Origin of the sequence: Mycobacterium sp. (assembly GCF_046095365.1) — a bacterium.
In the GTDB taxonomy this organism is placed as follows: Bacteria; Actinomycetota; Actinomycetes; order Mycobacteriales; family Mycobacteriaceae; genus Mycobacterium.
In genome coordinates this window covers 1-21,251 of the sequence record NZ_JBJTJF010000144.1, presented here as the reverse complement: position 1 = coordinate 21,251, position 21,251 = coordinate 1, and the positions used below count along the sequence as shown (strand labels likewise).

At 70.0% G+C, this 21,251-nt stretch carries 21 protein-coding genes; 10 read left to right on the top strand and 11 right to left on the bottom strand.

The genetic code is table 11. The features are described 5' to 3' along the window. The first annotated feature begins 51 nt into the window (after nucleotides 1-51). The 6 genes from ACKOQ4_RS11405 (at nucleotide 52) to ACKOQ4_RS11380 (ending at nucleotide 6,759) form a co-directional block, all read left to right on the top strand. Entirely contained in the window at nucleotides 52-1,347 is a 1,296-nt protein-coding gene (locus ACKOQ4_RS11405) for a PucR family transcriptional regulator (protein ID WP_526291862.1), read from the top strand. A gap of 126 nt (nucleotides 1,348-1,473) precedes the next feature. Beyond that, nucleotides 1,474-2,376: an ACP S-malonyltransferase gene (locus ACKOQ4_RS11400; protein ID WP_526291860.1), complete on the top strand. Its 903-nt coding sequence runs from the start codon at nucleotides 1,474-1,476 to the stop codon at nucleotides 2,374-2,376. A gap of 87 nt (nucleotides 2,377-2,463) precedes the next feature. Beyond that, nucleotides 2,464-2,763, top strand: a complete 300-nt coding sequence (acpM, locus tag ACKOQ4_RS11395; RefSeq protein ID WP_526291858.1) for a meromycolate extension acyl carrier protein AcpM — start codon at nucleotides 2,464-2,466, stop codon at nucleotides 2,761-2,763. Beyond that, a complete protein-coding gene (gene kasA / locus ACKOQ4_RS11390; protein WP_526291856.1) occupies nucleotides 2,760-4,010 on the top strand; it encodes a 3-oxoacyl-ACP synthase KasA in 1,251 nt (416 codons plus the stop codon). The genes acpM and kasA overlap by 4 nt, the downstream gene beginning before the upstream one ends. A 26-nt stretch (nucleotides 4,011-4,036) precedes the next feature. Beyond that, complete coding sequence (kasB, locus tag ACKOQ4_RS11385; protein ID WP_526291854.1) at nucleotides 4,037-5,290, top strand: 3-oxoacyl-ACP synthase KasB; 1,254 nt, start codon at nucleotides 4,037-4,039, stop codon at nucleotides 5,288-5,290. Between the two features lie 47 nt (nucleotides 5,291-5,337). Then, a complete protein-coding gene (locus ACKOQ4_RS11380; RefSeq protein ID WP_526291852.1) occupies nucleotides 5,338-6,759 on the top strand; it encodes an acyl-CoA carboxylase subunit beta in 1,422 nt (473 codons plus the stop codon). Nucleotides 6,760-6,791: 32 nt separating this feature from the next. Here ACKOQ4_RS11380 and ACKOQ4_RS11375 read toward each other — a convergent pair whose 3' ends face one another. Further along, nucleotides 6,792-8,333: a glycerol-3-phosphate dehydrogenase/oxidase gene (locus ACKOQ4_RS11375; protein WP_526291850.1), complete on the bottom strand. Its 1,542-nt coding sequence runs from the start codon at nucleotides 8,331-8,333 to the stop codon at nucleotides 6,792-6,794. A gap of 104 nt (nucleotides 8,334-8,437) precedes the next feature. Between ACKOQ4_RS11375 and ACKOQ4_RS11370 the strand changes: the two genes are divergently transcribed. Both ACKOQ4_RS11370 and ACKOQ4_RS11365 read left to right on the top strand, forming a co-directional pair. Beyond that, entirely contained in the window at nucleotides 8,438-10,015 is a 1,578-nt protein-coding gene (locus tag ACKOQ4_RS11370) for an FAD-binding oxidoreductase (protein WP_526291879.1), read from the top strand. Continuing rightward, complete coding sequence (locus ACKOQ4_RS11365; protein ID WP_526291848.1) at nucleotides 10,012-10,905, top strand: diacylglycerol kinase; 894 nt, start codon at nucleotides 10,012-10,014, stop codon at nucleotides 10,903-10,905. The genes ACKOQ4_RS11370 and ACKOQ4_RS11365 overlap by 4 nt, the downstream gene beginning before the upstream one ends. On the opposite strand, the gene ACKOQ4_RS11360 is transcribed toward ACKOQ4_RS11365, so the two are convergent. After that, nucleotides 10,902-11,414 (bottom strand): DUF3145 family protein, encoded by a 513-nt coding sequence (locus tag ACKOQ4_RS11360; protein ID WP_526291846.1) that lies wholly within the window; start codon nucleotides 11,412-11,414, stop codon nucleotides 10,902-10,904. The genes ACKOQ4_RS11365 and ACKOQ4_RS11360 overlap by 4 nt on opposite strands. A gap of 114 nt (nucleotides 11,415-11,528) precedes the next feature. Then, complete coding sequence (locus ACKOQ4_RS11355) at nucleotides 11,529-12,350, bottom strand: serine hydrolase domain-containing protein (protein ID WP_526291844.1); 822 nt, start codon at nucleotides 12,348-12,350, stop codon at nucleotides 11,529-11,531. Nucleotides 12,351-12,386: 36 nt separating this feature from the next. Between ACKOQ4_RS11355 and ACKOQ4_RS11350 the strand changes: the two genes are divergently transcribed. Further along, a complete protein-coding gene (locus tag ACKOQ4_RS11350) occupies nucleotides 12,387-13,472 on the top strand; it encodes an S-(hydroxymethyl)mycothiol dehydrogenase (RefSeq protein ID WP_526291842.1) in 1,086 nt (361 codons plus the stop codon). Beyond that, complete coding sequence (locus tag ACKOQ4_RS11345) at nucleotides 13,472-14,098, top strand: MBL fold metallo-hydrolase (RefSeq protein WP_526291877.1); 627 nt, start codon at nucleotides 13,472-13,474, stop codon at nucleotides 14,096-14,098. The genes ACKOQ4_RS11350 and ACKOQ4_RS11345 overlap by 1 nt, the downstream gene beginning before the upstream one ends. Before the next feature lie 8 nt (nucleotides 14,099-14,106). Here ACKOQ4_RS11345 and ACKOQ4_RS11340 read toward each other — a convergent pair whose 3' ends face one another. From ACKOQ4_RS11340 to ACKOQ4_RS11305, 8 genes are read right to left on the bottom strand one after another with little or no spacing between them, the layout of a single operon-like run. Beyond that, nucleotides 14,107-15,264, bottom strand: a complete 1,158-nt coding sequence (locus tag ACKOQ4_RS11340) for a zinc-binding dehydrogenase (protein WP_526291840.1) — start codon at nucleotides 15,262-15,264, stop codon at nucleotides 14,107-14,109. Between the two features lie 30 nt (nucleotides 15,265-15,294). Next, on the bottom strand, nucleotides 15,295-16,368 hold the full coding sequence (locus tag ACKOQ4_RS11335; protein WP_526291838.1) for an NAD(P)H-dependent amine dehydrogenase family protein: 1,074 nt from the start codon (nucleotides 16,366-16,368) through the stop codon (nucleotides 15,295-15,297). Between the two features lies 1 nt (nucleotide 16,369). Further along, a complete protein-coding gene (locus ACKOQ4_RS11330; RefSeq protein WP_526291836.1) occupies nucleotides 16,370-17,380 on the bottom strand; it encodes a DUF5914 domain-containing protein in 1,011 nt (336 codons plus the stop codon). Next, nucleotides 17,380-18,909, bottom strand: a complete 1,530-nt coding sequence (locus ACKOQ4_RS11325; protein WP_526291834.1) for an FAD-dependent oxidoreductase — start codon at nucleotides 18,907-18,909, stop codon at nucleotides 17,380-17,382. The genes ACKOQ4_RS11330 and ACKOQ4_RS11325 overlap by 1 nt, the downstream gene beginning before the upstream one ends. Further along, the gene (locus ACKOQ4_RS11320; RefSeq protein WP_526291832.1) at nucleotides 18,906-19,625 is read right to left on the bottom strand and encodes a class I SAM-dependent methyltransferase; all 720 of its coding nucleotides are present in this window, start codon (nucleotides 19,623-19,625) and stop codon (nucleotides 18,906-18,908) included. Before ACKOQ4_RS11320 ends, ACKOQ4_RS11325 begins: the two co-directional genes overlap by 4 nt. Further along, nucleotides 19,625-19,966, bottom strand: a complete 342-nt coding sequence (locus tag ACKOQ4_RS11315; RefSeq protein WP_526291830.1) for a lycopene cyclase domain-containing protein — start codon at nucleotides 19,964-19,966, stop codon at nucleotides 19,625-19,627. Before ACKOQ4_RS11315 ends, ACKOQ4_RS11320 begins: the two co-directional genes overlap by 1 nt. Then, nucleotides 19,963-20,307 (bottom strand): lycopene cyclase domain-containing protein, encoded by a 345-nt coding sequence (locus ACKOQ4_RS11310; protein WP_526291828.1) that lies wholly within the window; start codon nucleotides 20,305-20,307, stop codon nucleotides 19,963-19,965. The genes ACKOQ4_RS11315 and ACKOQ4_RS11310 overlap by 4 nt, the downstream gene beginning before the upstream one ends. A 2-nt stretch (nucleotides 20,308-20,309) precedes the next feature. Next, nucleotides 20,310-21,248 (bottom strand): phytoene/squalene synthase family protein, encoded by a 939-nt coding sequence (locus ACKOQ4_RS11305; RefSeq protein ID WP_526291874.1) that lies wholly within the window; start codon nucleotides 21,246-21,248, stop codon nucleotides 20,310-20,312. Nucleotides 21,249-21,251 lie beyond the last annotated feature (3 nt).

Below are 21,251 nucleotides of genomic sequence, written 5' to 3'. Positions count from 1 at the left end.
CCCCGGTACCGTTTGGCGTATGCGGCCAAGAAGTTAGCGTAGGTTTTAGCTATGGTCGACAACCCGCGATTGGAGTCCGGCCGTTCTCCGCTGGAACTGCTCGACGCGGTGCCCGACTCGACGCTGCGCCGGCTCAAGCAGTACTCCGGCCGGCTGGCCACCGAGGCGGTGCACGCGATGGAGAAGCGCCTGCCGTTCTTCGCCGAGCTGGAGGCCTCCCAGCGGGCCAGCGTGCAGCTGGTGGTCCAGGCCGCGGTGGTCAACTTCGTGGAATGGATGCGCGACCCGGCCAGCAACGTCGGCTACACAGCCCAGGCCTTCGAGCTCGTTCCCCAGGACCTCACCCGCAAGATCGCCCTGGCCCAGACCGTGGACATGGTCCGCGTCACCATGGAGTTCTTCGAGGAGGTCGTCCCGCTGGCGGCCCGGGGCGAGGAGGAGCAACTCACCGCGCTGACGGTGGGGATTCTGCGGTACAGCCGCGATCTTGCCTTCGCGGCGGCCAGTTCCTATGCCGACGCAGCCGAGGCGCGCGGCTCGTGGGACAGCCGGATGGAGGCCAGCGTGGTCGACGCGGTGGTTCGCGGCGACACCGGACCGGAACTGCTGTCCAGAGCGGCAGCCCTGAACTGGGAGACCACCGGCCCGGCCACCGTGGTGGTCGGCACCCCCCCGTCCGGGCGGGAGGAACTCGCCGGCGAGGACGTCCGCGACATCGCCCTCCAGCACGACCGGGCCGCTCTGGCCGACGTGCACGGCACCTGGCTGATAGCCATCATCTCGGGTCCGCTGACGCCGACCGACCGGTTCCTCAGCGACCTGCTCACCGCGTTTTCCGACGGGCCGGTGGTGATCGGACCGACCGCACCGATGCTGACCGCCACCCACCTCAGTGCCGCCGAGGCGATCGCCGGGATGAACGCCGTGGCCGGCTGGACCGGGGCGCCGAGGCCGGTGTCGGCCCGCGAACTGCTCCCCGAGCGCGCTCTGCTGGGCGACACCTCGGCGGTGGCGGCCCTCTACAACGAGATCACCCGCCCACTGGCCGACGCCGGGCCGGCCCTCTCGGAGACCCTCGACGCCTTCCTGGACAGCGGCGGTGCCATCGAGGCGTGCGCCCGGAAACTGTTCGTTCATCCAAATACGGTCCGGTACCGGCTGAAGCGGATTACCGACTTCACCGGCCGCGACCCCACGGTCGCCCGGGACGCCTATGTGCTGCGGGTGGCCACCACGGTCGGCCGGCTGGGTTACCCGGCCGCCACCGTCATCCGACCCCAGACCAGTGCAAACGGTCCAGTGGCGCAACTCACGTCGCCGCTGGTGGGACTCGGCCGGGAAAACTGAATCGCAGGACGGTATCGCTGACGTCGCAAGCGAGGGCAATTTTGTAGGTATTGGACAAAAACCTAAGACAAGGTTCATAATCCTTTACACCCTGAAAACCCGCGTTCACAGTGTTCCCTTAAAGTCGTGATTGGCTTCCTCGCGCCCGGACAGGGCTCGCAGACTCCCGGCATGCTTGCCGAGTGGCTCGACCTGCCCGGCGCCGCGGACCGGATCGCCGCCTGGTCGCAGATCAGCGGCATGGATCTGGCCCGGCTGGGCACCACGGCCACCGCGGAGGAGATCACCGACACCGCGGTCACCCAGCCCCTTGTCGTGGCCGCCACCCTGCTGGCCCACGCCGAACTCGCCGAGCGCGGGCTTCCGGCCGACGTCGTGGTCGCCGGCCACTCGGTCGGAGAGATCGCCGCCTACGCCATCGCCGGGGTCATCTCCGCCGACGACGCCGTCAGGCTCGCCACGGTCCGCGGCTCCGGGATGGCCCAAGCCTGTGCCGCCGAATCGACCGGCATGTCGGCCGTGCTGGGCGGCGACGAAGCCGAGGTACTGGCCCGGCTGGAGGCTCTCGAACTGATCCCCGCCAACCGCAACGCGGCCGGCCAGATCGTCGCCGCGGGAACCGTGGCGGCGCTGGAGAAACTGGCCGAGGATCCGCCTGCCAGGGCCCGGGTCCGAGCGCTGGCCACCGCCGGGGCGTTCCACACCCACTACATGGCCTCGGCGCTGGACGGCTACGCCGCTGCGGCCGCCGCGGTCGGGGTCGCGGAGCCGACCACCACGCTGCTGTCCAACGTCGACGGCCAGCCGGTCACCTCGGGCGCCGACGCCATGGCCAAACTCGTCGGCCAGCTGACCCGCCCGGTGCGCTGGGACCTGTGCACCGAGACGATGCGCAAGCTCGACGTGAGCGCGCTGGTTGAGTTCCCGCCCGCGGGCGCTCTGACCGGCATCGCCAAACGAGACCTTCGGGGCGTCGCGACGCACGCCGTCAAGACACCCGCAGATCTGGACGGGTTGACCGACCTTTAAGGCCGGCCCGCCAGGACAACCCAATAGATAGATCGTCAAGTAGCACAACCGCGTTGGCGAAAATAACACCCAGGAAGGGAGCCCATAGTGCCCGCCAGTCAGGAAGAAATCATCGCCGGCCTCGCCGAGATCATCGAGGAGGTCACCGGTATCGAGCCTTCCGAAGTGACCCCGGAGAAGTCCTTCGTCGACGACCTCGACATCGACTCGCTGTCGATGGTGGAGATCGCCGTGCAGACCGAGGACAAGTACGGCGTCAAGATTCCCGACGAGGACCTGGCCGGACTTCGCACCGTGGGTGACGTCGTCGCCTACATCCAGAAGCTGGAAGAGGAGAACCCCGAAGCCGCGGCCGCGCTGCGCGAGAAGTTTGCGTCAGAGAAATGACCAGACCTTCCACTGCTAACGGCGGTTTCCCGAACGTCGTGGTAACCGCTGTCGAGGCGACCACGGCCCTCGGGGCAGACATCGACAGCACGTGGAAGGCCCTGCTGGCCGGCGAAAGCGGTATCCGGGTCCTCGAGGACGAGTTCGTCACCAAGTGGGACCTGCCGGTGCGAATCGGCGGGCACCTCGTCGACCCGATCGACGACCACATGGGCCGCCTGGACATGCGACGGATGTCGTATGTCCAGCGGATGTCGAAGTACCTCGGACGGAAGATGTGGGACGCCGCCGGCGCCCCCGAGGTGGATCCGGACCGCTTCGCAGTCGTCATCGGCACCGGCCTTGGCGGCGGCGAGAAGATCGTCGAGACCTATGACCTGATGAACGAGGGCGGGCCCCGCAAGGTGTCCCCCCTGGCCGTTCAGATGATCATGCCCAACGGGGCGGCGGCGGTCGTCGGCCTCGACCTGGGCGCCCGCGCCGGGGTCATCACCCCGGTGTCGGCATGCTCGTCGGGGTCTGAGGCCATCGCCCACGCCTGGCGGCAGATCGTCATGGGTGACGCCGACATCGCCGTCTGCGGCGGGGTCGAGGGCGTGATCGAGGCGCTGCCGATCGCGGCGTTCTCGATGATGCGCGCCATGTCGACCCGCAACGACGAGCCGGAGCGCGCTTCGCGTCCCTTCGACAAGGAGCGCGACGGCTTCGTCTTCGGCGAGGCCGGGGCACTGATGATCATCGAGACCGAGGAGCACGCCAAGGCCCGCGGCGCCAAGCCGCTGGCCCGGCTGATGGGCGCCGGCATCACCTCCGACGCCTTCCACATGGTCGCCCCGAGCCCGGACGGCCTGAGGGCCGGCCAGGCGATGAAGCGGTCGCTGGAACTGGCGGGCCTGTCGGCCAAGGACGTCGACCACGTCAACGCCCACGCCACCGCCACCCCGATCGGCGACACCGCGGAGGCCAACGCCATCCGGGTAGCCGGCGTGGAGCACGCCCCGGTGTACGCGCCGAAGTCGGCGCTGGGTCACTCCATCGGTGCGGTCGGTGCTCTGGAGTCGATCCTGACCGTGCTCGCCCTGCGTGACGGGGTGATCCCGCCCACGCTGAACTACGAGACGCCGGATCCGGAGATCGACCTCGACGTCGTCGCCGGCGAACCGCGTTACGGCGAATTCAAGTACGCGATCAACAACTCGTTCGGCTTCGGCGGGCACAACGTGGCACTCGCCTTCGGACGGTATTAAAAGGGCGGAAGGACCCAACTGCACCGATGGCACAGCTGACAACGGGAAACGGTCTGCCGAACGTGGTCGTCACCGGCGTTGCGATGACGACCGCGCTCGCGACCGACGCTGAAGGCACCTGGAAGAACCTCCTCGACGGACGCTCGGGCATCCGCAGGCTCGAGGATCCGTTCATCGAGGAGTACAACCTGCCGGTACGCATCGGCGGGCACCTGCTGGAGGAATTCGACAGCCAGTTGACCAAGGTCGAGAACCGGCGAATGTCCTACCTGCAGAAGATGGCGACGGTGCTCGGCCGCCGGGTCTGGGACGACGCCGGCGCACCGGAGGTCGACACCCGCCGGCTGCTGGTGTCGGTCGGCACCGGGATGGGTTCGGCGGAGGAACTCGTCTTCGCCTACGACGGCATGCGGGCCAAGGGCCTTCGCGCCGTCTCCCCCCTGGTGGTGCAGATGTTCATGCCCAACGGCGCGGCCGCGGCGATCGGTCTGGAACGCGGCGCCAAAGCCGGTGTCTGCACGGCGATCTCGGCTTGCGCATCGGGTTCGGAGGCGATCGCCAACGCGTGGCGCAACATCGTCTACGGCGAGGCCGACATCGCCATCTGCGGCGGTGTGGAGACCAAGATCGAAGCGGTGCCCATCGCCGGTTTCGCCCAGATGCGCATCGTGCTGTCGACCACCAACGACGACCCGGCGGGCGCCTGCCGGCCGTTCGACCGGGACCGCAACGGCTTCGTGTTCGGCGAGGCGGCCGCGCTGATGGTGATCGAGACCGAGGAGCACGCCAAGGCCCGCGGCGCGAACATCCTGGCGCGCATCATGGGGGCGTCGGTGACCTCCGACGGCTACCACATGGTGGCCCCGGACCCCAACGGCGAGCAGGCCGGCCAGGCCATCACCCGCGCGGTGCAACTGGCCGGGCTGCGCCCGGGCGACATCGACCACGTCAACGCCCACGCCACCGGGACCTCGGTCGGCGACGTCGCCGAGGGCAAGGCCATCAACCGCGCGATGGGCGGTCACCGGCCGGCGGTCTATGCCCCCAAGTCGGCGCTGGGCCACTCGGTGGGCGCGGTCGGCGCGGTGGAGTCGATTCTGACCGTGCTCGCTCTGCGCGATGGCGTCATCCCGCCGACGCTCAACCTTCGCAATCTCGACCCGGAGATCGACCTCGACGTGGTGGCCGGCGAGCCCCGGGTCGGCAACTATCAGTACGCAGTGAACAACTCGTTCGGTTTCGGCGGACACAACGTCGCCATCGCATTCGGTAAGTACTAGGCAACAGCGGCCCTCGGGCGCGCCCGGCGCAGCATGAGGAGGTTTGGATGACGATCATGGCCCCAATCGCGGTCGGCGAATCGCTCGACCCTCGCGACCCACTGCGCCGTCTGCAGTGTTTCTTCGACGAGGACAGCATCGAGCTCCTGCACGAGCGTGACCGCTCCGGCGTGCTCGCCGCCGCCGGCACCGTCAACGGGGTGCGCACGATCGCGTTCTGCACCGACGGCACAGTCATGGGTGGCGCGATGGGCGTGGACGGCTGCCGCCACATCGTCGAGGCCTACGACGTCGCCATCGACGAGCACAGCCCGATCGTGGGCATCTGGCACTCCGGCGGCGCCCGGCTGGCCGAGGGCGTGCGCGCGCTGCACGCCGTGGGCCTGGTGTTCGAGGCGATGATCCGCGCCTCCGGCCACGTTCCGCAGATCTCGGTGGTGGTCGGGTTCGCCGCCGGCGGCGCGGCTTACGGTCCGGCGCTGACCGATGTCGTGATCATGGCCCCGGAGGGCCGGGTGTTCGTCACCGGCCCCGACATCGTGCGCAGCGTGACCGGTGAGGACGTCGACATGGAGTCCCTCGGCGGCCCCGACACCCACCACAAGAAGTCCGGCGTGTGCCACATCGTCGCCGACGACGAGGCCGACGCTTACACCCGTGGGCGCCGGCTGGTCGGCTACTTCTGCCAGCAGGGTCACTTCGACCGCTCCAAAGCCGAGGCCGGTGATGTCGACCTGCACGCTCTGCTGCCGGAGTCCGCGCGGCGCGCCTACGACGTGCACCCGCTCGTCGAGGCGCTGCTCGATGCCGACTCCCCCTTCGAGGAGTTCCAGTCCAAATGGGCGCCGTCGATGGTGGTCGGCCTCGGCCGGCTGTCCGGCCGCACGGTCGGCGTGCTGGCCAATAATCCGCTGCGCCTCGGCGGCTGCCTGAACTCCGAAAGTGCGGAGAAGGCGGCGCGTTTCGTCCGGCTCTGCAACGCCTTCGGAATCCCGCTGGTCGTCATCGTCGACGTGCCGGGGTACCTGCCCGGTGTCGACCAGGAATGGGGTGGCGTGGTGCGCCGCGGAGCCAAGCTGTTGCACGCCTTCGGGGAGGCCTCGGTCCCCCGGGTGACGCTGGTGACGCGCAAGATCTACGGCGGGGCCTACATCGCGATGAACTCGCGCTCGCTGGGTGCCACCAAGGTGTTCGCCTGGCCCGACGCCGAGGTCGCGGTGATGGGCGCCAAGGCGGCGGTCGGCATCCTGCACCGCAAGACCCTGGCCGCCGCCCCCGAGGACGAGCGCGAGGCGCTGCACGAGGAACTGGCCGCCGAGCACGAGCGCATCGCGGGCGGGGTCGACAGCGCCATCGAGATCGGGGTCGTCGACGAGAAGATCGACCCGGCCCACACCCGCAGCAGGCTCACCGAGGCACTGGCCGAAGCCCCCCACACCCGCGGCCGCCACAAGAACATCCCGCTGTAGAACCTCGCGGCCGGTGCGGATCCGGGCACGTTTCAGACCCCGGCGAGGAACTCCTCCGCCGCTTGTTCGGCCCGTTCGCGATCGGTGACCACCAGCCCGATCCGGGTGCGCCGGTCGAGGATGTCGTCGGCGTCCAGCGCTCCCTCGTGGGTGACCGCGTACTCGAACTCCGCGCGGGTCACGTCGATGCCGTCGGCGACCGGATCCAGCGGCCGCGCGCAGTGCGCCGAAGCGATGACGGCCGGCGCCTCGGCGCCGTAACGAGCCACCAGGGACTCGGGCAATCCACGCGGGTCGGCCGCGGCGGCAACAGCGGGATTGGCCGGGGCTCCGACAAGTGGCAGGTCGGCGGTCCGGCACGGCCCCGCCTTGAGCGCCCGTCGGGCCACGGCCTGGTCCAGAACGTCCTGCGCCATGTACCGGTACTCGGTGAGTTTGCCCCCGACGACGCTGAACATCCCGGCGTCCGACTCCAGCACGGCATGGTCGCGCGAGAGATCCGAGGTCCTGGACTCCTTACCGGGGCCGGCGTCGATCAGCGGCCGCAGCCCGGCGTAGGCGCCGGTCACCTCAGACGTCGTCAGCGCCGTCTGCAGTGCGGTGTTGACGGTGTCGAGCAGGAAGGCGACCTCCTGCGGCGTCGGCTCCGGCACGTCCGGGACCGGACCGGGAGACTCCTCGTCGGTCAGCCCCAGATATACCCGTCCCAGCTGCTCGGGCATGGCGAAGACGAACCGGTTGGTCTCACCGGGGATCGGAATCGTCAGCGCCGCAGTCGGATTGCCGAATGACGCGGCATCGAAGACCAGATGCGTCCCGCGACTGGGCCGCAGCCGTATCGACGGGTCCACCTCGGCGGCCCACACCCCGGTTGCGTTGATCACCGCCCGCGCTGACACGTCCAACGTCTGTCCGGTCACTTCGTCGGTGAGCCGCACCGACGACCCGGTGGCGCGCGACGCGGTGACCCGGGTGAGAATGCTCGCACCGTGCTGGGCGGCGGTTCGCGCCACCACGACCACCAGCCGGGCGTCGTCGATCAGCTGGCCGTCATAGGCCAGCAGCGCCCCGTCCAACCCCTCGCGGCGCACCGTCGGCGCCATCGCCACCGCCTGCTCGGCACTGATCCGGCGCGGCCGCGGCAACACCGAGGACTTCGTGCCGGCCATCGCCCGCAGCGCGTCACCGGCCAGGAATCCGACCCTGACCAGGGCCCGTTGCGACCGGCTCATCGACGGCAGCAGCGGAACCAGTTGCGGCATCGCCCTGACCAGATGGGGGGCGTTGCGCGACATCAGGATTCCGCGTTCGGCGGCACTGCGCCGGGCGATGCCGATGTCACCGCTGGCGAGGTAGCGCAGACCGCCGTGTACCAGTTTCGAGCTCCACCGGCTGGTTCCGAAGGCCAGGTCGTGCTTCTCCACCAGCGCCACCGACAGTCCCCGGCTGGCCGCGTCCAGTGCGATGCCCGCGCCGGTGATCCCGCCGCCGATGACGACGACGTCAACCGAGGCGCGGTCAGCCAGCGCACTGATCTCGGCGGTACGCCGCTCGGCGTTAAGGGCGGTGTTCATCGGCACAGGTATCCGTTCGATGCGCCGCCATCGCTTCAGGCGGGCGCGAATCCTCCATACTGTAACCCGTGGCCGAACCCGAGACCGGAGACCTGCTGCCCCCGATGGCCTGGGATGCCTGGGGCGACCCGGAACTGGCCAAGCCGTTGTCCGACGGAATCCGGACACTGCTCGAGCAGGCGCTCGGGGTCTCCGGGGTCGAAATCCCCGCACCCGGTCTCGACGAGGTGACGCTGTCCCCCTCGGCCCTGGCGCAGGGTCACCGGGACAGCCTGGCCGCCATTGTCGGCCGGGAGTACGTCAAGACCGGCGACCGGGACCGGCTACTGCATGCCGGCGGCAAGTCGACACCGGACCTGCTGCGCCGCAAGCAGACTCATCAGGACGCGCCCGACGCGGTGGTCATCCCGGGCGGCGAGGACGAGGTGGCGGCCATCCTGGGCTACTGTTCGCGCAACCGTGTCGCCGTGGTGCCCTTCGGCGGCGGCAGCAGCGTGGTGGGGGGGCTCGACCCGGTCCGGGCGGACTTCGACGCCGTCATCACGCTCGATCTGCGCCGCTTCGACGCGTTGCTCCGGCTCGACGAGATTTCCGGCGAAGCGGAGTTGGGCGCCGGGGTCACCGGGCCCGACGCCGAACGCCTGCTCGGCGAGCGCGGCTTCTCCCTGGGTCACTTCCCGCAGAGCTTCCGCTTCGCCAGCATCGGCGGCTTCGCGGCAACCCGGTCCTCCGGCCAGAACTCGGCCGGCTACGGCCGGTTCAACGACATGGTCCGCGGCCTGCACGTGATCACCCCCGCCGGCCCGCTCGATCTCGGCCGGGCCCCCGCCTCGGCCGCCGGCCCGGATCTGCGCGAGCTGTTCTGCGGCTCCGAGGGGGTGTTCGGCGTCATCACCCGGGTGCGGCTTCGGGTGCACCCGGTTCCCGAGACGGTGCGCTACGAGGCGTGGTCGTTCCCCGACTTTCCCACCGGGGCCGACGCGCTGCGCGCGGTCACCCAGACCGGTACCGGGGCGACGGTACTGCGGCTGTCCGACGAGGCCGAGACCGGCGTGAACCTCGCCACCACACACAGCATCGGCGAGCAGAGCATCACCGGCGGCTGTCTGGCGATCACCGTGTTCGAGGGCAGCGCCGCCCACACCGAGAGCCGGCACGCCGAGACGTACGCCCTGCTCGCCGCACACGGCGGCACCCCGCTGGGCGAGGGCCCGGCCCGAGCCTGGGAGCACGGCCGGTTCGACGCCCCCTACCTGCGTGACTCGCTGCTGCGGGCCGGGGCGCTGTGCGAGACGCTGGAGACCGCCACGAACTGGTCGAACATCCCGCGGCTGAAATCGGCGGTGACCGAAGCGCTGAGTTCTGCACTGGGCGCAACCGGTACGCCGGCACTGGTGATGTGCCATATCTCCCACGTCTACCCCACCGGCGCCTCGCTGTACTTCACCGTCGTCGCCGGACAACGCGGTGACGTCGCCGAGCAGTGGCGTTCGGCGAAGCTAGCGGCGAGCGACGCCATCGTCGCCAACGGGGGCACCATCACCCATCACCACGCGGTCGGCGTCGATCATCGGCACTGGATGCCCGCCGAGATCGGGGAACTCGGCGTCGAAGTGCTGCGGGCGGTCAAACAGGCCCTCGATCCGGCCGGAATCCTCAACCCGGGCAAGCTGATTCCGTGAACCGGGTGACCGTCCTGACCAACCCGATGGCCGGTCACGGCAACGGCCCGCACGTCGCGGAGAAGGCCATCGCCCGATTCCAGGCTCTCGGTGTCGACGTCACCGCGATCATCGGACGCGACGCCGCCCATGCCCGCGAACTGGTCGGCCGGGCGGTCGCGGAGGGCACCGACGCGCTCGTGGTTGTCGGTGGCGACGGCGTCATCCGATTGGCGTTGCAGGAGTTGGCGAACAGCGACATTCCGCTGGGTATCGTCCCGGCCGGAACCGGCAACGACCATGCCCGGGACTACGCGATTCCGACCGGTGACCCGGCCGCGGCCGTGGACGTCATCACAGCCGGACACACCCGGACGGTCGACCTCGGCCGGATCCGCGGACCGGACGGATCAGTCTCCTGGTTCGGAACGATCGCGGCGACCGGCTTCGACTCGCTGGTCAGCGACCGGGTCAACCGAATGCGCTGGCCGCACGGCCGGATGCGCTACAACCTGGCGATCGTGGCCGAACTCTCCCGGCTTCGGCTGCTGCCCTTCCGGCTGGTCTTCGACGGCGAACGCGAAGTCGTCGCCGACCTGACTCTCGCGGCGTTCGGCAACACCCGCAGTTACGGCGGCGGTATGAAGATCTGCCCCGGCGCCGACCCGTCCGACGGGCTGCTGGACGTCACCATGGTGCGCACCGCGTCGCGCACCAAGCTGATCCGCTTGTTCCCCACCGTGTTCAAGGGCACTCACATCGCCCTGGATGACGTCACCACCGACCGCGCCCGCACGGTCACCGTGGACTCACCGGGTATCAACGCCTACGCCGACGGCGACTACGTGTGCCCGCTGCCGGTCGAGATTTCGGCGGTGCCGGGCGCGCTGAGGATTGCCGTCGGCCGCTAGCCGACACCGCGGCTGAGCCAGCTGATCTCACCGCTGTCGCCGCCGTCGCGGTAGGGCTCGAGCGCCTCGTCCCACGCCGTGCCCAGCACGGTGTCCAACTCCGCCGCCAGGGTGTCGGCGCCGGCCGACATCAGGGTGCGCAACCGCATCTCACCGACCATGATGTCGCCGTTGGCGCTCATCGCCCCGCTCCACAGACCGAGTTGGGGGGTGTGGCAGAACCGCTGGCCGTCCACACCGGGGCTGGGGTCCTCGGTGACCTCGAAGCGCAGCACCGACCACGACCGCAGCGCACTGGCCAGCCGGGCCCCGGTTCCCACCGGACCGACCCAGTTGGTGACCGCCCGCAACTGACCGGGCATCGCCGGCTGGGGGGTCCACCTCAGATTCGCCCCCGCACCGAGGGTCGACGACAAAGCCCACTCGACATGCGGGCACACCGCCGCGGGCGAGGCGTGGAGGTAGACCACGCCGGTCGTCGCGTCGGCGAACTGATTCGACGCACGCATCACTGCCTCCTTCGGCTCCACTCGGGACGTCTTCCCCAACGACCTGGTGTTTCCAAAGATGCAGTTGCGCCGTACGGGTCTATTGTGCCCCTTGAGACCCCTGTTGCGCTAGTCCTAGTTGAACTCGGCCAGAACCCGGTCAGACAGTGCAGGCCAGAGCGGTTTCGCCCAGTCCCCGAAATCGCGGTCGGTCAGTGCCACCAGGGCGATCCGGCGGACCGGATCGACCCACAGGAACGTGCCGGACTGCCCGAAGTGCCCGTAGGTGGCCGGTGAGTTCGCCGACCCCGTCCAGTGCGGCGACTTGCCGTCGCGAATCTCGAAGCCCAGACCCCAGTCGTTGGGCCGCTGGGAACCGAAGCCGGGCAGCACACCGTCCAGGCCCGGGAACTGGACGCGGGTGGCCTGGGCGTGCATCGGCGCCGACACGGTGCGCGGGCTGAGCAGATCGGCGGCGAACGCGGCCAGGTCGGCAACCGTGGACGACGCACCGAACCCGGCCGTCGCCGTCCCGCCGTCGAGGCGCGAGGCGGTCATTCCCAGCGGGGCGAAGACCGCTTCACCGAGATAGCGGCCGAACTCGATCCCGGACTGCGCCTGGACCGTCTCGGCCAGCACCGCGAAACCGTGATTGGAGTAGATCCGGCGGGTGCCCGGCGGGGCGAGCACCTCCCCCGACTGCATGGCGAGTCCCGAGGCGTGCGCGAGCAGGTGACGCACCGTGGCGCCGGGCGGGCCGGCCGCGGTGTCGAGTTCAACGACGCCCTCCTCGACCGCGACCTGGGCCGCACGCGCGACCAACGGTTTGGTGACCGAGGCCAGCCGGAACACTCTCGCCGTGTCGCCGCGGGCGGCCAGCACACCTGACGGCGCGACCACCGCCGCGGCGGCATTGCGCACCGGCCAGTCGGCGATCAGGTCGAGGGATTCGGACATCCCCGCAACCGTAGCGGCGACTAGGGTCTGCAGACCATGAGTCAGACGGTGCGCGGCGTGATCTCGCGGAGCAAGGGCCGACCGGTCGAACTGGTCGACGTCGTCATCCCCGATCCCGGCCCCGGTGAGGTGGTAGTCGCCGTCCAGGCCTGCGGGGTGTGCCACACCGACCTGACCTACCGCGAGGGCGGGATCAACGACGCCTATCCGTTCCTGCTCGGCCACGAGGCGGCCGGAATCGTCGAGACGGTGGGTGAGGGCGTGACCCGGGTCGCGCCGGGCGACTTCGTGATCCTCAACTGGCGCGCGGTCTGCGGGCAGTGCCGGGCGTGCAGACGGGGACGGCCGTGGTACTGCTTTGACACCTTCAACGCCGCGCAGAAGATGACGCTGACCGACGGCACCGAGCTGAGCCCGGCACTGGGCATCGGCGCGTTCGCCGACAAGACCCTGGTGCACGAGGGCCAGTGCACCAAGGTCGATCCCGAGGCCGACCCTGCGGTGGCCGGACTGCTGGGCTGCGGGGTGATGGCCGGCATCGGGGCGGCCATCAACACCGGGGCGGTCGGCCGTGACGACACCGTCGCCGTCATCGGCTGCGGCGGAGTGGGTGACGCCGCGATCGCCGGTGCAAAACTCGTCGGCGCCCGGCAGATCATCGCCGTCGACACCGACGACACCAAGCTGGCCTGGGCGCGGGATTTCGGCGCCACCCACACCGTCAACGCCCGGCAAGCCGACGTCGTCGAGACGATTCAGAACCTCACCGACGGCAACGGCGCCGACGTGGTGATCGACGCGGTCGGCCGCCCGGAGACCTGGAAGCAGGCGTTCTACGCCCGGGATCTGGCCGGAACCGTTGTGCTGGTCGGTGTTCCGACCCCGGAGATGACACTGGAGATGCCGCTGGTCGACTTCTTCTCCCGCGGCGGGTCGCTGAAGTCGTCGTGGTACGGCGACTGCCTGCCCGAGCGCGACTTCCCCACCCTGATCTCGCTGTACCGGCAAGGTCGGCTGCCCCTGGACAAGTTCGTCTCCGAGCGCATCGCGCTGGACCAGGTCGAGGAGGCCTTCCACAAGATGCACGCCGGTGAGGTGCTGCGCTCGGTGGTGGTGTGGTGATCAGCAGCGGTGTCCAGCGGGTGGTCACCCACGGCACGTTCGAACTCGACGGCGGCAGTTGGGCCGTCGACAACAACATCTGGCTGGTCGGCGACGACTCCGAGGTGGTCGTGATCGACGCCGCCCACGATGCGACGGCCATCCGGAACGCGGTGGCCGGCCGCCACGTCGTCGCGGTGGTGTGCACCCACGGCCACAACGACCACATCACCGTCGCCCCGCAACTGGGCGCGGACCTCGACGCCCCCGTGCTGTTGAACCCGGCCGACACCATGCTGTGGGAGATGACGCACGGCGACAAGCCTTTCCGCGCGTTGCGCGACGGTCAGGCCCTCACCGCCGGCGGCATCGAGTTGCACGCCATCGCCACCCCCGGCCACTCGCCCGGGTCGACATGCCTGTACGCACCCGCGCTGGGCGCGGTGTTCTCCGGGGACACCCTGTTCCACGGCGGGCCGGGCGCCACCGGCCGGTCGTTCTCCGACTTCCCGACTATCCTCGCCTCGATCAAAGATCGACTGGGGGCGCTGCCGGCCGACACCGTGGTGTGCACCGGTCACGGCGACTCGACCACCGTGGGCGACGAGCTGGTGCACTACGACGAATGGGTGGCTCGCGGCCACTGAACCGGCGCCTAGGCCAACTCCGCCATGCTGCGCGGGTCGATGAGCACCTTGGCGTGCTTCTCGGGGTCACCCAGCGCCTCAAACGCCCCCGACACCCCGTGTAGCCCCACCTTGCCGGTGACCAGGGGCGCCGCATCCAGCTTCCCGTCGGCCAGCATGCGCAAGGTGTCGTAGAAGTCCAGCGGGGTGTAGCCGAACACGAAGCGCAGGTCGATCTCCTTGGCCAGCGCCATCGTCGGCCGGATCTGGTCGTTGCCCATGCAGACCCCGACCACCACCACTCGCGAATTCAGCGGCGCCGCCGACACGACCCCGTCGATCATCCCCGGCACACCGACACACTCGAAGACCACCGGCCGCTTGGGCCCGGCCGCGCCCGTCGTCTCCGCGGCGCGGTAGACGTGCTGCCAGCCGGGAAGCTTGCGCAATTTGTCCATCGACGACAGCGCGAGTTCGTAGAGCGCGGGAACCTCGCGGATCACACCCTTGGGGTTGATCCTCTGGTATGGCGAGTCGACCGCGGGGTCCACCACCACGTCGGCGCCGCAGCGGCGCGCCAGGTCCCGGCGGGCGGGGGAGAAGTCGCTGGCGATCACGGTGCCCACCCCGACGGCCTTGAGCTGACAGATCACCGCCAGCCCCACCGGTCCGCAGCCCACGACGACGGCGGTGTCGGACTTCTTCACCGCGGCCCGGCGCACGGCGTGCAGCGCGACCGCCATCGGTTCGGTCAGCGCCGCGATGTCGGCGGGCAGCCCGTTGGGCACCGGGAAGGTCAACGACGCCTCGACCAGAACCCGCTCGGCGTACCCGCCGGGTGCCAGCGGCGACAGCCCGGTCAGGTGCACCCCGCCGTGGCTGCGCACCAGCGGGAAGGAGACGACGGTCATGCCCTCCTTGAGCGACTTCGGCGTCTTGGGTCCGCGCTCGGTGATGACCCCGGAGAACTCGTGGCCCATCACGGTGGGGGTGTCCCCGCGCATGAAGTCCGGGTAGCCCATGGTGTCCATCACGCCGGTCAGCTCATCGGCGTGGTCCTTGGCGTGCAGGTCCGAGCCGCAGATACCGCAGGCGCGCACGTCGAGCACCAGCTGGCCGGCCGCCGGCCTCGGGTCGGGCAGCTCGACCACCGAGAGGTTTCCGTGCGCGCAGCTGACAGCCTTCATTCCAGGCAGTCTAGGCAGCCCGCGGCACGCTCAGCGGATGGTTCCGCGCCCCGGGATCAGCGGCAGGTCCAGCGGCGTCACCCAGCCCGGCGGCAGGTCGTTGACGGCAGGAACCGCGTTGAGCGCACGCAACCCGGTGGCCAGGCACCCGGCGGTCGCGGCGTCGCGGCCGGAGCCGTCGGTGAAACGGAACGCGGTCTCCTGGAAGACGCTGGGCGTTCCCTCGATCTCCACGCGGTAGACGTCGTCCTGGTTGCCCGACGGCCAGTCCGGCGCCGCGTCGTGGCCGATGCGGTTGACGTGCTCGAGCTGGATGCGGGTCTCGCCCCGGTACACCCCGTTGATGGTGAACCGCACCGCCGCAACCCGCCCAGGTTCGATGAGGCCCTTGACTGTCGTGCGCTCAGTCGGGGTCACCCACTTGTCCCAGGTGGTGGTGATCGCGTCCAGTTCGATCCCGGCGGCATATGCGATCATCGGAACCGTTGCGCCCCAAGCGAATACCAGGATGTCACTGTTCTCCAGCAGCGGCTTGTACTCCGGCTCGCGGCCGATGCCCATCTCGAACTCGTAGGCGCCCTCGTAGTTGGTGTAGTCCAGCAGTTCCGAGGCGCGCACCCGGCGCACCTCCGAGCACAGGCCCATCAGCGTCATCGGGAAGAGGTCGTTGGCGAAGCCGGGGTCGATACCGGTGGTGAAACACGACGCGCCGCCGGCCTCGCAGGCCGCGGCGATGGGCTCGATCCAGTTCGGCGGGTTCAGGTGCATCTTCGGCCACACCCACGGCGTCATGGCCGTGGAGCAGACGTCGATACCGGCCCGCAGGAACCGGCCGATCAGGTCGATGTTGGCGTCGGCGTGTGCGGCGGTCGGGCCGTAGTGCACCAGGGCGTCGGGCCGCAGCGTGATCAGCGCGTCGGCGTCGTCGGTGGCGACGACGCCGGTCCGGTGACCCAGCCCGCAGATCTCCCCGGCGTCCAACCCCACCTTCGCCGGGTTGCTGACGCCGATGCCGATCAGCTCGAACTCCGGGTGCTCGAGGATCTCCGGGATGACCATCTTGCCGACGAAGCCGGTCCCGTAGACGACGACGCGCTTGGTCATATCAGTGGGTTGCTCTGGCGCGCAGTGCGTATCGCCGCTCGGCGTAGGCGAGGTCGTCGCGCCACAGCCGCGCGGCCATCAGCTTCATGATCGGCCGCAGCAGCGGGGCGGCCCGCAGCGAGTACTGGAATCCGGTGCGGTCGGACTGGGCGATCACCGCTTCGATGACGGCGGTGCGGGGCCGCCCGTCCGGACCGTCGCCCAGCGGCGTCGCATGCGTCTCGACCACGCTGCCCGCTCCCTGGCCCTCGACGATGTGCATGACGACGGTGCGCGGTTCGGGCACGGTGAACTCGGCGATCACCGGCACGCCGAGCCGGCCGAGATGGAAGGTCACCGCGGTCTGGAAGACGTCGGAGTCCTCGTCGGCGTCGACCGGCGGGGCGCTGAGCACCTCGAGTTGGGCGAACGAGTACGGGTGGAACCAGGCGCCGTGCCACGGGTCCAGGCGGTTGGCGATGACGTCGCGCGGCTCGCACACCCCCTCCATGCGCGCCACCGCCGCCAGTTGCGGGCCGGTGGGCCGCACCGGCAGCACCGGCACGTCCAGCGGGTCCTCACCGCCGACCTTGTCCAGCCGCACCCAGACCAGCACGCCGTCGTCGTGGGCGGGCAACGGCTTCCAGCCGAACTCCCGGCCGCCGTCCAGTCGCAGCCCGTGCCACGGGCAGACCAGTCCCCCGCAGACCACCTTGCCGGTCCGCAGGTCCGCGCCGAGGTGCGGACAGGACGCCGGGCCGACGCGCAGGGCGCCGTCCGCTCCGCGCCAGGCGACGATCTCTACACCGGCCACCGTCGTGCCGAACGGCCGCTCGCCGCACACGTCGGTGCTGGCGCCGAAGACGAACCAGTTCCCGCTGGGGCGACGCAGCCCGCGCTGCAGGGCTGCCTCGATGATGGCCGGCTCGGCCTGCCGATAGGTGGGCGCCTGACCGGCCCAGTCGAACTTGGGAAGCACCTGCACCGGATTGTCCTTCGGCAGCCGCTCGGCCAGCCGGCCCCACAGGTCCATCAGCCCATGCCTTTCCCCGCAAGCCGTCGCAGCAACGGTGAGCGTCCCTGCACCGGCACGGTGTACAGGGTGTGCCCACTGACCCCCCATCCTGCCAACAGCCGATTGGCCGCCGACCACCCGGTGGTCGCCGCCCGTTCCATCAGCGCCACCGGAAGGTCGATCCGGATGCCGTCACCGGCCAGCACCAGGCCGGGCACCGGGGTGTCGATGGTCGGCCGCTCGGCGAACGAACCCGGCGAATAGAGCGGGAAATCCTGCTTGAACAGAATCCGCTCGGAGACGATGCCGGCCCCGGCGGTCTCCGGATAGACCTGGTGCAGCCTGCTCAGCATCTTCTCGCGCAGCCCGTCGAACGGCGGCGGGTCCTGCACCACATAGGCATGCACCTCGACGACCGCGCCGCCGTGCGCGCGGGCCCATTCCGCGGCCTGGCGCTCGTAGCTGCTGACCACGCTGATGTTGTCGACGGGGTCCAGTCCGCCGGTTCCCAGGAACGGTGGCCGCTCCGCGGCCACCGGTCTGTCCAGCCAGAGGCGCTGGACCACGAACGGAGGAGCCACCCGCAGGTCGGCGATTCGCCGCCGCCAGTCCGCGTCACCGAGATCCGGCGACGCGGCGACGATCTTCTGCAGCCCCGGCACGTCCGCTGCCAGGACCACCCCGTCGGCGTCGATGACCCGGCCGTCGTCGGCCTTGACCTGCATCTGCCTGGTGCCGCCGAGGCCGATCGACTCGGCCGAAACACCCGTGTGGAACTTCACCCCGCATCCGGACAGGTACTCCCCCAGCGGGTTCCACAGCGCGGTGTCGAAGTTCGACTCGGCCACATCGAAGATCAGGCCCTCGCTGGAACCGAGGAAGTAGATGTGGAACATCGCCGCGAGCTCGGCTGCCGACAACTGCTCGGGGGGCGCGAAGAAGCTGCGGGCGAAGACCTCGAACGCCAGGTGGCGGGCCGCCGGAGGAAAGTTGATGTCGGCCAGGAAGGTTGCGGAGTCCTTCTCGTCGAGGAGGTCGTAGATGCCCGGCACACTGACTGCGGCAAGCGGCGCAACGGATTTCGCCTTGACCTTGATCAGGTCGCGAAAGCGGAAGGTCGGACTTCGCATCGCGAAGACGACGGCGTTCCACGGCGGGGTCTTCGGCAGTCCGCGGAAGGTGTCGCGGCGGCCCTCGCCGTCGATCAGCGGGTAGTCCTGCACCGCGCGCAGCCGCGCCAGGGTGGGGTCGCTACGGCGCAGCAGCGCCCTCAGGTTGTAGTACTGGCGGAAGAACGCATGGAATCCCCGGTTGTTGGCCGCCTCGCTGCCGTCGTCGAGGCGCTCGGTCCAGCCGGCCACCCGACCACCGAGGTTGTCCTCCCGTTCCAGGACCTCCACGGTGACACCGCGTTCCACCAGCCCCGCCGCGGCGGCCAGCCCGGCGATACCGGCTCCCACCACGACCACGTGCGGTGGCCGCGGCAACCCGGTGGCACTCGGCAGCCCGGACGGTCCGGGGTGGGCGACCCGGCGGCGATCTGTCATCGGGGTCTCTCTCCCAGGAACGTGTGCACGATGCCGCGTTGCCAGCCCGGCATGGTCTGGCTGTGCACACCGGTGAAACCGGCCGCGGCAAGTCGGCTCTGGAATCTCGTGGCGCCGTCGAAGCTGGTGACGCTGCGCCACAGGTGACGATAAAGGGTGCTGTCGCCGGTCTTGCGCCAGCCGGCCGGGATGATGATGCCCCAGCAGACCGCGTTCCAGACCGCCTGCGCCGGGCGGGAGTCGGCCACCGAGTACTCGTGCACCGCCAGCGGGCAGCCGGGGCGCAGCATCGCGGCGAAGCGACGCAGTTGGGCGTCCGGGTCGGCGAGGTTGCGGATCAGGTAGGCGGCCAGGATCCCGTCGAACTCCCCGTCGGAGAACTCCTCGATCGGCGAGTGGACGAACCGGACGGTGTCCGGCCAGGTCTTCCCGGCGGCCTGGGCCAGCATGCCGGCCGAGGCGTCGACCGCGACGATCCGCGCGTGCGGGGCCGCCTCCAGCAGAGCCGCGGTGGAGGCACCGGTCCCGCATCCGGCGTCGAGCAGGCGCAACCCGCGGCCCCCGTCGGCAATCCCCATGCGCCGCGCGGAGATTCGCAGATGATCGTGGTAGCCCGGATTGGCTCCCACCAGCGCGTCGTAGGCCGAGGCGCCGACGTCGAACGCCCCGGGCACCTCCGAGCGGCGCAGACCGGCTTTGGACGGCAGACGCACCATCAGCGCCCCTTTCCGGCGCCGCCGCCGGCGGCGCGCTTCTGGCCCTGCCGCTCCCAGAGCAGCAGCACCGCGGTGACCAGTGCCCACCCGAACAGGAAGTCCTCGACCGGGATGTCCCACGGAAACCGGATACCGGAGGAGTGCTTCTCGTTGTAGATCACGATCGGCGCCGACAGTTTGGTCAGCCAGCCGTCGACCGGCACTTGGAACCCCAGCACGATCACCATCGATATCCAGTAGGCGGGTTTGCGGAACAGCCCGGTGTGCAGCACCGCCAATTCCAGCACAGCCACGACGACGACGGAGACGACCGCGGGCAGCGTGTATCCCAGACCGTTCATCGTTCGGCCCGCTCCCCGCGGCGGCGCAGCCGCGCCAGGATCGCCGGGCCGGCGCTGACCGCGTTGTAGGTCAGCAGGCCGCACAGCGGGATGACGATGAAGAACAGCAGCTCCTCCAGCGGCATGAACGGCACGTTGATCCCGCTGACGAATCGGGGGTTGTAGTGCCACACATCCGCCGCGATCGCGATCGCGTCCCACGCCAGAAAGACGGCCAGCACCGGGACCAGGGAACGCAGCAGCCGCAGCGGCTGCCGGTAGACGCCGTCGCCGAACAGTTCCAGCGGCAGCGTGACCACCAGGCACCCGCCGAGCAGTACCAGGTACTGCCACCGGTCCATCGTCAGGCGGCCGTGGACCGGCGGGCCCGCCGAGCCCGAACCAGTCCACCGGTGAACACCTGCACCCGGCGGCCCATGCCGACCGACGCGCGCTGACTGAAGACCGCGAAGTCGATGTCCTCGATGCGGTCGAGGATCTCCGAGTACAGCGTGAAGGCCGCTGTCACGCACGGCCGCGACTGCGGGGCCAGCAGTGCGATGGCCTTGTGCGCCTCGCGGTACTCGGCGCGGGTGATCTCGTGCTGGGCGGCCAGGGCCTGACGCACCCGCGGGTCGGTGCGCTGGTTGTCGTGGCACCAGGTGAGCAGTTCCCGGTCCACACCGAACGCGGCCAGTTCGTCGGCGGGCAGGTAGACCCGGTTGCGTTCCAGGTCCTCGTTGACGTCACGCAGGAAGTTGGTCAGCTGGAAGGCCCGGCCGAGCGCCTCCGCGCCCGGCTTCGCGTCGTCGAGAGGCCCCACGGTCCCGAGGATGGGCAGCATCTCCAGCCCGATCACCTCGGCCGACCCGCGCATGTAGCGGTTCAGCGCCGGCCGGTCCGGGTAGTCGGTGACGGTCAGATCCATCCGCATCGAGGCCAGAAACTCGTCGAACAGGCCCAGCGGGATGCGGTAGGTGCGGGCGGTGTGCAGCACCGCCGGCAGCACCGGCTCGGCGGCGACGTCGGTGTCGTCGCCGCGCAGGAACCGCGACGCCAGCTGTTCCAGCCTGCCTTCGCGGTCGGCCACGGTGGCGTCGGAGTGCAGGTCGTCGAGGATGTCGTCGGCGTAGCGGGCGAACCCGTAGAGCGCGTGCACCGCCGGCCGCTGCGAGGGCGCCAGCAGCCGGGTGGCCAGGAAGTACGTCCGTCCATGCTCGGCGTTCAGCCGCCGGCAGTAGCGGTAGGACTCACGCAGCCGCTCGTCGGAGATCCCGGCGGCGTGCAGTTCGGTGTGGATCATGCC

Excerpts from the sequence above, each read along its gene's own strand:
- kasB (WP_526291854.1), top strand. The coding sequence starts at position 4,037 with ATGGCACAGCTGACAACGGGAAACGGTCTGCCGAACGTGGTCGTCACC.
- kasA (WP_526291856.1), top strand. The coding sequence starts at position 2,760 with ATGACCAGACCTTCCACTGCTAACGGCGGTTTCCCGAACGTCGTGGTA.
- ACKOQ4_RS11335 (WP_526291838.1), bottom strand. The coding sequence starts at position 16,368 with ATGACCAAGCGCGTCGTCGTCTACGGGACCGGCTTCGTCGGCAAGATG.
- ACKOQ4_RS11310 (WP_526291828.1), bottom strand. The coding sequence starts at position 20,307 with ATGGACCGGTGGCAGTACCTGGTACTGCTCGGCGGGTGCCTGGTGGTC.
- ACKOQ4_RS11375 (WP_526291850.1), bottom strand. The coding sequence starts at position 8,333 with ATGAACACCGCCCTTAACGCCGAGCGGCGTACCGCCGAGATCAGTGCG.
- ACKOQ4_RS11315 (WP_526291830.1), bottom strand. The coding sequence starts at position 19,966 with ATGAACGGTCTGGGATACACGCTGCCCGCGGTCGTCTCCGTCGTCGTC.
- ACKOQ4_RS11355 (WP_526291844.1), bottom strand. The coding sequence starts at position 12,350 with ATGTCCGAATCCCTCGACCTGATCGCCGACTGGCCGGTGCGCAATGCC.
- ACKOQ4_RS11370 (WP_526291879.1), top strand. The coding sequence starts at position 8,438 with ATGGCCTGGGATGCCTGGGGCGACCCGGAACTGGCCAAGCCGTTGTCC.
- ACKOQ4_RS11340 (WP_526291840.1), bottom strand. The coding sequence starts at position 15,264 with ATGAAGGCTGTCAGCTGCGCGCACGGAAACCTCTCGGTGGTCGAGCTG.
- ACKOQ4_RS11360 (WP_526291846.1), bottom strand. The coding sequence starts at position 11,414 with ATGCGTGCGTCGAATCAGTTCGCCGACGCGACGACCGGCGTGGTCTAC.
- ACKOQ4_RS11325 (WP_526291834.1), bottom strand. The coding sequence starts at position 18,909 with ATGACAGATCGCCGCCGGGTCGCCCACCCCGGACCGTCCGGGCTGCCG.
- ACKOQ4_RS11330 (WP_526291836.1), bottom strand. The coding sequence starts at position 17,380 with ATGGACCTGTGGGGCCGGCTGGCCGAGCGGCTGCCGAAGGACAATCCG.
- ACKOQ4_RS11350 (WP_526291842.1), top strand. The coding sequence starts at position 12,387 with ATGAGTCAGACGGTGCGCGGCGTGATCTCGCGGAGCAAGGGCCGACCG.
- ACKOQ4_RS11380 (WP_526291852.1), top strand. The coding sequence starts at position 5,338 with ATGACGATCATGGCCCCAATCGCGGTCGGCGAATCGCTCGACCCTCGC.
- ACKOQ4_RS11405 (WP_526291862.1), top strand. The coding sequence starts at position 52 with ATGGTCGACAACCCGCGATTGGAGTCCGGCCGTTCTCCGCTGGAACTG.
- ACKOQ4_RS11305 (WP_526291874.1), bottom strand. The coding sequence starts at position 21,248 with ATGATCCACACCGAACTGCACGCCGCCGGGATCTCCGACGAGCGGCTG.
- ACKOQ4_RS11320 (WP_526291832.1), bottom strand. The coding sequence starts at position 19,625 with ATGGTGCGTCTGCCGTCCAAAGCCGGTCTGCGCCGCTCGGAGGTGCCC.